The organism is Candidatus Zixiibacteriota bacterium (genome assembly GCA_035380245.1).
Lineage (GTDB): Bacteria > Zixibacteria > MSB-5A5 > GN15 > FEB-12 > DAOSXA01.
This window is the reverse complement of the sequence record DAOSXA010000002.1, coordinates 586,270-599,445: the sequence shown is the minus strand read 5'-3', so window position 1 is coordinate 599,445 and position 13,176 is coordinate 586,270. Positions and strand designations below refer to the sequence as shown.

The 13,176-nt window shown below is 52.5% G+C and carries 12 protein-coding genes; 11 read left to right on the top strand and 1 reads right to left on the bottom strand.

Annotated elements, in window-relative coordinates; translation table 11 throughout:
* Positions 1-99: 99 nt before the first annotated feature.
* The 9 genes from PLF13_07750 (at position 100) to PLF13_07710 (ending at position 9,876) form a co-directional block, all read left to right on the top strand.
* Complete coding sequence (locus PLF13_07750; protein ID HOP07167.1) at positions 100-741, top strand: MBL fold metallo-hydrolase; 642 nt, start codon at positions 100-102, stop codon at positions 739-741.
* 22 nt (positions 742-763) lie between these two features.
* A complete protein-coding gene (locus PLF13_07745; GenBank protein ID HOP07166.1) occupies positions 764-1,375 on the top strand; it encodes a DNA-3-methyladenine glycosylase in 612 nt (203 codons plus the stop codon).
* A gap of 77 nt (positions 1,376-1,452) precedes the next feature.
* Entirely contained in the window at positions 1,453-2,076 is a 624-nt protein-coding gene (locus tag PLF13_07740) for a site-2 protease family protein (GenBank protein ID HOP07165.1), read from the top strand.
* 5 nt (positions 2,077-2,081) lie between these two features.
* Positions 2,082-2,759 carry a hypothetical protein gene (locus PLF13_07735; GenBank protein HOP07164.1) on the top strand — a complete coding sequence of 226 codons (678 nt, stop codon included), beginning with the start codon at positions 2,082-2,084 and terminating at the stop codon, positions 2,757-2,759.
* 77 nt (positions 2,760-2,836) lie between these two features.
* The gene (locus PLF13_07730; GenBank protein HOP07163.1) at positions 2,837-4,753 is read left to right on the top strand and encodes an ABC transporter ATP-binding protein; all 1,917 of its coding nucleotides are present in this window, start codon (positions 2,837-2,839) and stop codon (positions 4,751-4,753) included.
* A 3-nt stretch (positions 4,754-4,756) separates the two neighbouring features.
* Positions 4,757-5,881 (top strand): glycosyltransferase family 9 protein, encoded by a 1,125-nt coding sequence (locus PLF13_07725; GenBank protein HOP07162.1) that lies wholly within the window; start codon positions 4,757-4,759, stop codon positions 5,879-5,881.
* Positions 5,878-6,657, top strand: a complete 780-nt coding sequence (locus PLF13_07720) for a glycosyltransferase family 2 protein (protein HOP07161.1) — start codon at positions 5,878-5,880, stop codon at positions 6,655-6,657. Before PLF13_07725 ends, PLF13_07720 begins: the two co-directional genes overlap by 4 nt.
* A gap of 9 nt (positions 6,658-6,666) precedes the next feature.
* On the top strand, positions 6,667-7,704 hold the full coding sequence (locus PLF13_07715; GenBank protein ID HOP07160.1) for a glycosyltransferase family 9 protein: 1,038 nt from the start codon (positions 6,667-6,669) through the stop codon (positions 7,702-7,704).
* 15 nt (positions 7,705-7,719) lie between these two features.
* The gene (locus PLF13_07710; protein HOP07159.1) at positions 7,720-9,876 is read left to right on the top strand and encodes a bifunctional (p)ppGpp synthetase/guanosine-3',5'-bis(diphosphate) 3'-pyrophosphohydrolase; all 2,157 of its coding nucleotides are present in this window, start codon (positions 7,720-7,722) and stop codon (positions 9,874-9,876) included.
* Positions 9,877-9,887: 11 nt separating this feature from the next.
* On the opposite strand, the gene PLF13_07705 is transcribed toward PLF13_07710, so the two are convergent.
* On the bottom strand, positions 9,888-11,615 hold the full coding sequence (locus PLF13_07705) for a M28 family peptidase (protein HOP07158.1): 1,728 nt from the start codon (positions 11,613-11,615) through the stop codon (positions 9,888-9,890).
* A 195-nt stretch (positions 11,616-11,810) separates the two neighbouring features.
* On the opposite strand from PLF13_07705, the gene PLF13_07700 reads away from it, so the two are divergent.
* Together PLF13_07700 and PLF13_07695 are read left to right on the top strand one after the other, a co-directional pair.
* On the top strand, positions 11,811-12,359 hold the full coding sequence (locus tag PLF13_07700; GenBank protein HOP07157.1) for a tetratricopeptide repeat protein: 549 nt from the start codon (positions 11,811-11,813) through the stop codon (positions 12,357-12,359).
* 117 nt (positions 12,360-12,476) lie between these two features.
* Positions 12,477-13,175 carry a ComF family protein gene (locus PLF13_07695; GenBank protein ID HOP07156.1) on the top strand — a complete coding sequence of 233 codons (699 nt, stop codon included), beginning with the start codon at positions 12,477-12,479 and terminating at the stop codon, positions 13,173-13,175.
* Position 13,176: the final 1 nt, after the last annotated feature.

Here is a 13,176-nt window from a genome sequence, read left to right as displayed (position 1 = left end):
CCCTTGACCGGTCAGTAAATAACCGGCCACCTGACGATCCCGTTCGGTCCCCAGATTGGCGTTGACATCCGTTCTTGCGACGCTATCTTGCGGGGCAGTATGGAATTAAAAACACTCGTGGTTGGCGTCTTTCAGGTCAACTGCTATCTGTATTGGGACCCGCAGACTCTGGACGGTGTTATTATCGATCCCGGCGAGGAAGCGGAGACCATCATCGAACAGGTCGATAAGGCTGGATTCAAGCCCAAAGCAATTCTGTTGACCCACGGCCATGGCGACCACATCGCTGCCGTAGGGGAGATAAAGGAACATTTCGACCTGCCGCTATATTTAGGTGACGGCGATCAAACCCTCATGGCCAATCCTTCGGAAAACGTTTCCGCTTTGGTTGGTTTTCCGATTGTAGCTCCTGAAGCGGATTATATTCTTACCGACGAACAGGATCTCAACATTGGTTCGATCCATTTCAAGGTGCTGGCAACTCCCGGCCACACCCGGGGGGGCGTCTGTTTATTGGATGAAAAGGCCAATCTGATTTTCACCGGCGACACCCTGTTCTGGGGTTCGATAGGACGGACCGATTTCCCCGGCGGCTCCTACGGTCAATTGATCGATTCGATCAAGCGTAAGCTGTTGAAATTGCCCGACAACATCGTTTGTTATCCGGGACACGGTCCCGAAACCACCATTGGCAGTGAGCGGGTTAACAATCCGTTCATAAACGATGGCGGTCTGGTGTAGTCCAGCGCTGCGCATACATAACATGCCGAAACGGTTCAAGAAATTACTCCGAAGTTTCTACGAGCGCCCAACTCTTGAGGTAGCTCCCGAGATGTTGGGGAAATATCTCGTCTATAACTCTCCGGCGGGACGTATGTCAGCGCGAATCGTTGAAATCGAAGCCTATATCGGTCAGGACGATCCGGCCTGCCATGCTGCCCGCGGTAAAACCGACCGTAATGCTCCCATGTTTGGTCCCGGCGGATTCAGCTATGTCTATTTTATCTATGGGATGTACAATTGCCTTAATTTCGTAACTGAAAAACGAAAACATCCCGCTGCGTTGCTTCTGCGTGCCGCCGAACCGAAGGAAGGGATTGACCTGATGCGCCTTAACTCACCGCGGATTCGAGCGACCAATGAATTGCTGAACGGCCCCGGGAAGCTCTGTCGGTCGTTCGGTTTGACTACGGTTCACACTGCGCTTGACCTGACCGGCAATCAGCTTTATCTCGAAGATCGAAACGAACCGTCCGTATCATTCGGTTATTCTCCCCGAATAGGCATCCGGGTTGGGGCCGATTTACCCTGGCGGTTCTTCGATTCCGACAGCAAGGCGCTCTCGCGACCGGTTGAAGCCGGTAAAACTAAATAGCGCTTGTGGTCGTCACAGGCGCAGCCGATATTACAAAAACTCGTATAAGGCTGTAAAAAGGAAAGGGTGATCCAGGTTTGTTTGAAAGCGATTTTCTCAGAAAAGCCATGATCGCGGCGCCGGTGATCTTATTATCCCTCACCGTCCATGAGTTCTTTCATGCCTGGACCGCTTACCGTTTTGGCGATACGACCGCTCGCGATCAGGGCCGTCTGACCCTCAATCCATTGGCGCACCTGGACTTCCTGGGACTTCTAATGATGTTCATATCGAAGTTCACCTTTGGCTGGGCCAAACCGGTTCCGGTCAATGCCTACAACTTTAAGGGCAATGTCCGTGTGGCTGATTTCTGGATATCTATTGCCGGTCCGCTTTCGAATCTCGGGTTGGGGCTTGGTTTTGGAATCCTTTTTCGATTGCTTCGTATTATGCATTTGGCCGTACCCGAAGCAGCGTACAGCTTTCTGATATACGGAGTTTCGATCAATGTCTCGCTGGCATTCTTTAACCTGATTCCACTTTTCCCGCTCGATGGCTCCCATATCCTGCGCTCGGTATTGCCTCACTCGGCAGGAGAGTTCCTTGACCGCATTCAGCCCTTCTCACCGATTATTCTGCTCGTATTGATTCTCGCGGGTGGAATCTGGTTGATTCTCGGACCGTTTATTTCGTTTTTCGTGAGTCTTTTTGCCGGGTTGTGAAGTAAATGAAGCACGCATTGACGGTATTACTTGCGGCGCTGTTGATTTTATCGGCCGTTTCCTGTGGCCCTCGTCTGAGCGGCCAGGCGATGGTTGATAACTATGTCAAGCTGGCTCCCTATGGTAGGATTCGTGTTGAGGCTTATCTTTTCGATGCCCGCATTTATCGGCAGGGGAAACCAACTTCGGTTCGACTCGAAATGTATCGCACCGACAGCATGATTGCTCTTGCCGGTCGCGGCTATCTGGGAAAGGGAGCCCTCAAAGGTCTCATTACCCGTGACAGTGTAGTTATTTATTTCCCTTCGACCAATGAATACATTCGGTCAGGGCGAAATGAGTTTCTCTCTTCCGCTTCATGCACCGGTGGTTTCGAGCGATTGCATTTGGAAAATCTCCTGACTAATCTTCCCAACGAAGAACAACTTGCCCCGGCGGCGATGGATGGCTCCGTAGATAACGACCGTGCCGAATACAGTATTATCTGGCCCGATTGTGACTGGCATCTGGACTTGCGATATCGCGAACGTGATCATAATTGGCGTATTGACCGAGTCGATTTTGATGATGGCGCCGATATTCGTTTCAAAGCCGAAACGCGTACGATTAAAACCAACACCGAGGTCGATCGCGAACGATTCCAGGTTGAAATACCGGTGGATGCCGTTCCGTTCAACCTTTAGCCGGGCCGATTACTCCGATTGACTTCCCTAAGCAAAAGGTTCATATTTCAGGTTATGCGTTTTTGGGATAATGCTGAATGAATCTATATCGTCGCACATTATCGATTCTCGCTCCCTACTGGAAGCAACTCGTGGTCGCTTCCGGTTCGGCGGCGTTGTCGGCGGTTCTGGCCGGATTACTCGTCTGGCTGGCCGGGCCGTTGCTTATGACGCTGTTCCAGGTGCAGGATATCGGGGGGATTGCTCCGCAGGAGACCGTTCAACAGATAACGACCGACGGTGGTGGTTCGGCCTCCGATTTCGTGCGTGACGCCGGATCGTGGATCGAGCAAACCAAGGAACATCTCAAGAGCTGGATCGACGATGCGGTGCAGGGCGACAACCGCCGGGACACCCTTTTCCGTTTCTGCATCTTGATTGTCTTCGTGGTGCTGGGCAAGAACGGCTTCATGTATCTCCAGGGCTTTTTCATGGCTTACGTGCAGCAGTCGGTGGTGCGAAGTCTCCGGGATCGATTGTTCGAGAAATACCAACGTCTCTCGCTATCGTATTTCCATAAGCGGCGTACCGGACAGGTAATATCCCGCGTAACCAACGATGTGGTTGTCCTGAACGAGTCCATCGATCTCGGCTTTAACCACCTCGTGACCGATTCGATCACCTCGCTGCTTTTTGTCGCTTTCCTGATCATCCTGAGCTGGAAACTGACTTTATTGGCAATGATCGTTTTGCCGGTCGTATTCGGTTTCATCTGGTTCATCGGCAAGAAACTGCGCAAATACTCTGAGCGCTCTCAGGAGAAAATGGCCGATGTCAATTCGGTGCTGGAAGAATCGATCAATAACATCCGTATCGTGCGAGCTTTCGCTACCGAGAAATACGAGATGAGAAAATTCTTCGCCGCTACCGGCGATTTCTTCTGCTCACTGTTGCGCATGACGCGTATTCGACATCTGGCCTCACCGATCAACGACACGTTGATTTCACTGGCCGGTGTAACCATCCTGCTTTATGCCGGGGCAAGGATTATCTCCGGTCAGGGGGAGCTCGATGCGGGCGATTTCATGACTTTCGTCATTGCCATGTTCTCCCTGATTAAGCCGGTTAAATCACTTAGCCAGATTCATGTGAAACTTCAGGAGGGACTCGCCGCGGCCGAACGAATCTTCAAGGTGCTCGATACCGAAGAACGAATTGTCGATAAACCTGAAGCCGGCACTATCACATCTTTCACCGATAAAATCCGCTACGACAATGTCAGCTTCGCTTATATCGGTAACGACCTGGTGTTGAACGAGGTTAGTTTCGATGTTCCGGTCGGGCAGGTGGTCGCCATCGTGGGGCCGTCCGGAGCGGGCAAATCGACGTTGCTGGACTTGTTGCCGCGTTTTTACGACCCAACCTCGGGCCATATTAGTATCGACGGTAGGGATATCTCAACCTTGACGCTAAAATCACTCCGGGAACTTATGGGGATCGTTACCCAGGAGACGCTGCTGTTCAACGATACTGTCGAGAACAACATTGCCTACGGTCTTCAGGACTTCAACCGTGAACAAGTGGTTGAAGTAGCTAAGATGGCCAACGCCGATCGTTTTATCCGAGAGCTCGAAAACGGTTATGATACGGTGGTTGGGAATCGTGGTGTGATGCTGTCCGGCGGACAGCGTCAGCGACTGGCTATTGCCCGTGCCCTGCTGCGTGATCCGCAGGTGTTGATTTTCGATGAAGCCACTTCAGCGCTGGACACCGAGTCAGAACTGCTCGTTCAGGAAGCGATCGGTAATTTGATGAAAGGGCGCACGACACTCGTAGTGGCGCATCGTCTGTCGACTATCATTCACGCTGACCAGATTATCGTGATCGACAAAGGCCGCAAAGTCGAGTCCGGTACTCATGCCGACTTGCTTAAAAAGGACGGGCTTTACAGCCGTCTCTATCATATGCAGTTCAAAAACGGTGAACCTCAACATAACGGCAGAGCGGGGGAGTAAGCGATGCCGGATACGGTTGTCAAAAAGAGCGAGAAAATGTTCAAGCGCCTGGTTGAGGCAGCTTTTCGTTTCATCTTCGCCAAAGGCGACCGATCCGTTTATCCGATCAAACCGGAAAATGTCCGCTCGATCCTCGTGTTGCGCCCCGACAAACTAGGCGATATGATTGCCACGATCCCGGCGTTGCATGCTCTCAAGGCTCATCTGCCGCATGCCCGAATCGAGGTGATCGCTTCGCCGCACAATCGCGATCTCATTGCCGATGATCCCGATATCGACGCCGTGCATACATACACGAAAAACATCCTTCACGATATCCCAATGATCCGTCGTCTTAAAAAAGCCCGGTTCGATATCGTGTTCGATCCTATCTGTCATGACTCGGTTACCGGTCTTATCCTGAGCAAGTGGATCGGGCGACACTCGATTAAAGCCGCGGCACGCAAGCTGCGTCTGCGACCGTATTACGATTACTGTGAGCCCTACGAACCGGACGGCCGGGATCACTCGATCGACAACAGCTTGCTGGTGTTCAATGTGTTTGGGATAGATCCGGCATCGGTTGATCCGTATCGTCCGATGTACCTGCCGGAAGATTCGATTCGTAAAGCCGAGGCTTTTTACGAATCGGTTCCCTCTAATTGTTTACGGGTCGGATTCAACATCTCTGCCGGATCACCGTCGCGTACGCTGGATGTACGGAAATACATAGCGGTGATGCACGCCGTCGCCGCCGATTATCCGGATGCGGAGTTCATAATCTCGTGCGCTCCCAACGAACGTGAACGCGGGGAAGAGCTGCAACGAGCGTTGCCGGGTAAAACCCATTTGATCCCGGACGGTCGTTCGTTTCGCGATGTTTGTGCCGTAATTTCCAGACTCGATATATTGATCAGTCCCGATACCTCGCTGGTGCATGTGGCGGGGACTTTTGGCGTTCCGGTGGTGGCGCTTTACAGCGGTCATATTCGCAATTTCTATTTTTGGAAGCCCTATCGGCAGGAATGCGGCTGGGTGATCTCGAACGAGTTTCACCATCTGCTCGATATCGAGCCGGAACAAATTGTCGATCAGTTCCGTCGGTTGGTCGCGACACTCGATTTGACCGAGAAGGCGAGGCCCTCATGAGTGATGCCGCCAAGGACAAGAACCGTCCCACGCTGAGTGTCGTGATTATAACCAGGGATGAAGAGCAGAATCTCCCGCGCTGTCTTGAGTCCGTTGCCTGGGCCGATGAACTGATCGTGGTCGATACCGGCTCGACCGATAGCACCCGCGAAATTGCTTATGAACATGGCGCCACCGTCTATGAGATCGAATTTCAGGGATATGGTCCGGCCAAGGCCTACGGTGTGGATCAAGCCCGTTCGGTCTGGATCTTGTCGCTCGATGCCGATGAAGAAGTCTCGCCGTCGTTGGTCAAAGAGATCAAGGCAGCTATTGCCAATAGCGCCCACGACGGTTACACGGTTCCTCGCCTGACTAATTTCCTCGGGCGCTGGATTCGTCATTGCGGCTGGTATCCGGATCGGGTGTTGCGTCTCTTTCGAAAAGACAAAGGCCAGTTTGACGGGGCTGTAGTTCATGAACGGGTTGTTCTGAACGGCTCCTGCGGTGCGCTCAAAGCGGATCTTCATCATTACAGTTATCCGACGCTGGAGTTGTACCTCGAGAAATCCACACGTTACACCACGATTGGCGCAGAGGAAGCATTCCGTTGTGGAAAACGAGCCGGCTTTTTTGACCTTGTTATCCGGCCGCCGGTATCATTTATTTCCCACTATTTCGTCAGGCTGGGATTGCTTGACGGCATTGAGGGCTTCATGGTGTCGGCTTTTTCATCCATGGCCGTGTTTGTCAAGTATGCCAAGTTAAGAACGTTACAAAGGAAACAGGCAGGTTAGTTAAGATATATGAGTCAACCGCTGGATCTAAAACCGAACGATAAAATCCTCATCAGTCGTACCGACCGCCTCGGTGATTTGATTCTTGCCCTTCCGTTTGCGGAGACTATCAAAGCTCGTTACCCGGAGTGTCGGGTCGATATTATGGCTTCGCTTTATGCCTCGCCAATTGTCGAGAATAACAAGAAAATCGACGGGATTGTGCGCGTGCTAAATAAGCAGCTAATGACCGATGGCCTATACAAGCGTGACCTGTTGCAGAAAATTCGCCAGGAAGATTATCGTGTTGTCGTGGTATTGTATCCGGGACGACTGGTAAGCCAACTGTTCTACAAAGCCAATATCCCCATCCGGATCGGTACCGCCGGGAGATTCCATTCGGTCTTTTTCAACTATCATCTCTTTCACAGCCGGAAGTCCAATCGCAAGCACGAATGCGAATACAACATGGATTTCCTGAAGTTCTTCCGCCCCGGCCCGACGATAAAATCACCGACTGTCTATCCCCGTGAGAAGGAAATCAGCAATGCCCGTCGCGTGCTCGACAAAGCCGGTATTACCGATCGTTTCGTCGTGCTTCATCCCGGTTCGGGTGGTTCGGCCGAGCGCTGGCCGCTGGATCGTTTTATCGAGCTGCACAAGTTGCTCGAAGAGGCCGGCTTACAGGTGGTGATCTCGGGCTCGGAACGCGAAGGGAAGATGATCAAGGAGGCCTCAAAGAGGCTGGGTATCCCCGTGCGTGATATCTCCGGTGAAACGGATCTGCGCACGCTGGCTGCTACCCTTTCCTTAGCCACGGTGGTAGTAGCCAACTCGACCGGTCCGCTGCATCTGGCTGTCGCGGTCGGTACCAAGGTAGTCGGATTATATCCCGGGAAGGCGGTTATGTCGCCTGCTCGATGGGGGCCGCTTGGCAAACACGACCGGGTCCTGTTGCCCACGGTACCGGAGTGCCATTGTCCGCCGAATCATTGTACCTGCATGCTGTCGATTTCAGCCGAGCGTGCAGCCGAAGAAGTTATCGGATTGTTCCAGAAGCAGGTATAGATCGGGATCGAATTCATGAACCTGGCCGAGTTCATCATACGTATCGAATCGTTTAATTCGAACGTCAACATTCCGTTGATCCGCAAGGCGTACGAATTCTCCGATCGTGCTCACGCCGGACAGAAACGGTCCAGCGGCGAGCCGTATGTCGAACACTGTCTCGAAGTTGCCTTTATTCTGGCCGAACAGCACATGGATTCTACCACGATCGCTGCCGGGTTGGTGCATGATGTGGTAGAAGATACCAATATCAGCATCGAGAAGCTCCGCTCTGAGTTCGGAGATGAAGTGGCTGAGTTGGTTGACGGGGTAACTAAATTGGGGGCGGTTCATTTTGCCTCGCGTGAGGAGCAACAGGTGGACTATTTCCGCAAAATGCTCCTCACTATGGCCAAAGACATTCGCGTGATCCTGATCAAGCTGGCCGACCGCCTGCACAATATGCGCACGCTGCATTTTTTACCACCTGAAAAACAGAAGCGGATTGCCCCGGAAACACGTGATGTCTATTGTCCGCTGGCTCATCGGTTCGGCATCAACAAAGTTAAAACCGAACTGGAGGATCTCTCGTTAAAATTCCTCGAACCGAATGTCTACGAGGAACTCTCGCGAATGATACGGGACAAGCGGGAGGAACGCGAAGCGTATATTCAGACCGTGATTGCCCCCATCCAGCGCGAACTGGCCCGGGACTCGATCCAGGCGCAGGTATACGGTCGGGCTAAACACCTGGATTCGATCTATCGCAAGATCAAAATTCGCAAAGTCCCATTCGAACAAATCTATGACCTGTTCGCGATTCGTATCGTCGTTAACACGGAACGAGAATGCTATCACGCTTTAGGGATTGTTCATGCCATGTGGAAGCCTGTATCCGATCGTTTCCACGACTACATTGCCAATCCCAAACAGAACGGCTATCGCTCTTTGCATACCACCGTGTTCGGTCCCGGCAACAAGATGGTCGAAATTCAAATTCGCACTCACCAGATGCATCATGTGGCCGAGAACGGCATTGCGGCCCACTGGCTTTATAAAGAAGGCCGCCAGCAGATGAGCAAATCCGACCGACAAATGGTCTGGTTGCGCGATGTCCTCGAATGGCAGAAGGAGATGACTAATCCTTCTGATTTTCTTGAATATCTCAAGATCGATCTCTACTCTGAGGACATCTTCGTTTTTACCCCGGCTCATAAACTGGTGCATCTGCCCAAAGGTTCTACGCCGCTCGATTTTGCCTTCCAGATCCACACCGAAGTCGGCATTCACTGCGCCGGAGCTAAGATCAACGGTCGTCTGCAGCCGCTTTCAACCGAACTAGAGTCCGGTGACACCGTAGAAATTCTGACCAACCCGAACCGAACTCCCTCTCACGACTGGCTCAAGCTGGTTAAAACTCCGGCCGCACGTTCACGCATCAAGCGCTGGCTCAAGCAGGCCGGTTTCGAACAATCGGTGGCGCTCGGAAGAGAAGTGGTACAGCGCAAGCTGAAGGAACTCCGGCTCAAGATGCCGTCCGATGACCTCCTGCAGGAATTCGCTGAGCAACTGGACAAAAAAACCGTCGAGGACCTTTTTGCCGCTATCGGCAACGGTTCCATGAACTCCGCGGCGCTGGTTAATCTCATCAAGCCGGAGACGGAGCCCGCTTCGACCGGTCTGGTCGGCCGCGTGATTGAACGTCTGCGCGGTTCCAAGGGAGTTAAAGTCCATGGCATGTCGGATATGATGTTTCGCTTCGCGGGATGTTGTCAACCGTTGCCGGGAGAGGATATTATCGGTTTCATAACGCGCGGGCGCGGCGTGACGGTCCATAGAGCCGATTGTGAAAGCGGTTTGCAGTTGCTCGAAGAGCACCCGGAGCGCCGCATCGATGTCAGTTGGGATGCCGGCAAGGGGCAGTCGTTCGTGGTCGAGCTGGAGCTGGTCGTCGAGGACCGGAAAAATATGCTGCGTGACATCACCCAGGCGATTGCCGACTCCGACACCAATGTCCGCGGCGCTGAGATGATCGCCCGCGATACTACGGCCACCGGCCGCTTCGTGGTGGAGGTAGGAAGTCTCTCCCATCTCAATCGCATTCTGGATAAAGTGCGCAAGGTCAAAGGTGTCGTATCCGTCGTGCGCACCCAGGGGAGAGAAGGCGGCTATCAGGATACCGCCTCCTCTTGATACGAACACTTCTATTCGAACAACACGTTCAACTCGATTGTCTGATCACCACGTTCGACCGTTACCCGGGTCGAATCTCCCTTGCGGAATTTCCCTAAGGCGTTCATGTAGTCGTAAATATCACCGATCTCGATTGAACCCATCTTGACGATAATGTCACCTTCAAGCAGCCCGGCCCGTTCGCCCGGACGACCCGGTGAAACACCATCCACTCGCAGACCTTCGACCTCGCCCACGAAATCAGGCATGATGCCCAGGGTAACCGAGTATTCGGAATAACTGTGGCCCGGCTGATCACTCTTGGTTTTCTGATAGGTTAGCGCTCCTCGGTGTTCATCGAAATGGTGTACTATCTCCGTCACCAACTGACATACTTCCGCGATACCTTGAGTGTCGATTTTATCGATATCGTCCGACGGTTTATGATAGTCGGCATGTGCCCCGGTGAAGAAAAACAACACCGGGATATGACGATTGTAAAAGGCTGTGTGGTCCGATGGTCCGACTCCTGATTCCTTGGTCATCAGGTTCAGCCGGTCGGTTTTGAAATTATCGAAATACTCCTTGAACTCCGACGCGGTGCCGATTCCCATTACCGCCAGGCCGTCCTGATCCTTCAACCGACCAATCATGTCCAGGTTGATCATCATTTTCACCAGCGAGCTGTCGATAGTCATGTCACGAGCAAAATGGCTCGAACCGAGTATTCCCGCTTCCTCTCCCGAGAAAGCGATGAACAGGAGTGAATGATGCATAGCACCGGGGTGTTGCGTGAAATACCGGGCCAACTCCAGCATTGCTGAGGTGCCGGAACCGTTATCGTCGGCGCCGTTGTGGATCAGTTTCTCCGGCCCTAGATAGCGCGATGAGGGGCCCCCGTAACCGAGATGATCATAATGGGCGCCGATTATGATTGTGGTGTCGGTTTCGCCCGGAAGATACCCGACCACGTTGTAGCCGGTATCATGGACCTTGATCAATTCGGTGCTGCCGGAGATACCGGTTACGGTTGGATGGTCGATATCCAAACCGAGTCGTTCCAGCGCCTTCCGGCGCAGGAAAACGATCGGAATTTCCTTGGGCTGAACCCGAGTCGGGGCAATCGTCGTGAGCGTGTCGTCCTGATCACCTGGGGTAATGAACAACACCGCCGCTGCATCATGGTCAATAGCTGTAGAGATTTTACTCGTCAGCGATGAATAGCGCTCGAACGGAATGTCCGGATAAAGAGAATCGACCGGTGAATATCGTTTGATCACCACCGCTTTACCGGCTACGTCAAGACCGGCATAGTCATCATAATCGCCGTCGACACTGTCAACGGCAATGCCATAACCGACATTGATCACCTGATCGAAATCGAACTCGGTCGAGGCCGACTGTCGCATTGGTGAAAACTCTTCACCCGGTTCCAGCGCCGTCCCGTTGACCGTCAGATGATTGTTGTCGCCCAGATCGATTGATTTGACGAACTCGAACGGCTGCAGATAGGGCTGATCCGGTATCCCTTCACCCCTGGGTTCAAGGCCGAATTGCCGAAACTGATCAATCAGGTACATCGCGGCTTTCCACTCGCCAGGTTCACCTACCTCCCGTCCTTCGAGTGAATCATCGGCCAGTACCGAAATATGCTTGTAAATGGCATTCGGGTCAAAATCGAGTCTCGGTTCAGTCGCGCCGAAGGCTACGGCTTGCGAAAAAAGGAAAAAGGCCAACACTGCCGAATAGAGAGTTCGCATCCTGTCGATTCTCCGATAAATACGGTTATTCTTATCTTCTGAGATGAATTTAAGGGCACTATTATACTAGATTGTCAGTTAAATGTCATTAATTGTCCGGCTCGAAAACAAGTTGCGTTTTCTCGAGTGGTTCGTTACTTGGGCTAAAACAGTACCGGGCAGGTACATGTTCCCAACATCTGGTAAGGATAAACTATGGCCTCGAAAATTAAGACTCGTGACATCATGATAGTTGCAGCAGTGCTGGCGGTGGTCGTTGTCGGTTATTTCGTTATTGTTTATCCGGGCAAGGCAGATTTCCCGGGTACGGTTTCACCGCAAGCGAGGGGAGAAATGACCGGAACGATGGACATGGCTTTAGGCTCGCTTGAAGGTCTCCCTGAAGGATTCGATAATCTGGTCGAGGCCGGCAATAAATACATGGATGATCAAAACTACCCGGTAGCCGCCGAATGCTATCGCCGCGCTCTTGAAATAAAGGACGATACCGATGTCCGTGTCGATTTCGGTGCTTGTCTGCACGGCATGGGACTGGCGGACCGTGCTCTCGAAGAATTCGCTACGGTGCTGGAACATGATCCCGCTCACGGCGTTGCCGCCTTCAACTGCGGTATTGTCTTTTATACTCAGCAACGCATGGATTCAGCCATTGTCTACTTCCGGAAATATCTGAGTATCGAGCCGAACGGACCGGCCGCCCAAAGCGCCCGTGACCTGATTACCGAGTTAGGTGGTACGTACTAATCGATATTGTACCGTTTGGTTAATCCAAGCCGGATTATTTCAACTCTGGCATGAGAACAACCAGTTGTTGCTTGCTGTAAGAGAACGCTTAGTTCATCTTACGGTATGATTCGTGCGTTGTCTCAAAATATCGTCACCGGCGGCCTGCTGGATTTTATTTTCCCGCCGCTCTGTCTGGGATGCGGTGCGTTTACTGAATCACCGTCTCAAATATGTGATGACTGTGAAGAGAAGATTGAACGCTTTACCGATCCGATCTGTCTGGAATGCGAGACTATCCTGTCCGGTGAATCATTTTGCCGCTTTTGCAACAACGGTGGCTTGCCTTGTTATGCCGTAGCACAATATCTGCCGCCAATGCGGGATGTCATTATCCAGTACAAATTCCGCGGCATCACTCGACCGGCCGATCTGGTAGCTGACTGGTTTCACGATCGCTTCGGCGAAAGGCTCCTGTCGCTTCGCCCCGACACCCTCGTGCCGGTTCCTCTTCATCCCAGCCGTGAAAATTTCCGCGGTTACAACCAGGCCGCCCTTTTTGCCGTCCAGTTGGGGGAGAGGCTTGGCCTTCCGGTTCACAATGATTTGCTGGTTCGGGTGAAGCGTCGTCGTCCGCAGGCGCGGTTGGGCATGGCGGCTCGTCAGAAAAATATAACCGGCGTCTTCTGTGCTATGAAGAATAACCTCAACTTGAGGCGAATCGTGCTGGTTGATGATGTCGTTACCAGCGGCGCAACCGTACGCGAAGCCCGTGCTGTTTTGGAGAAAACCGGCGCCGAGGTGATCGCCGTGGCGGCTATGGCTCATGGATTGTGAT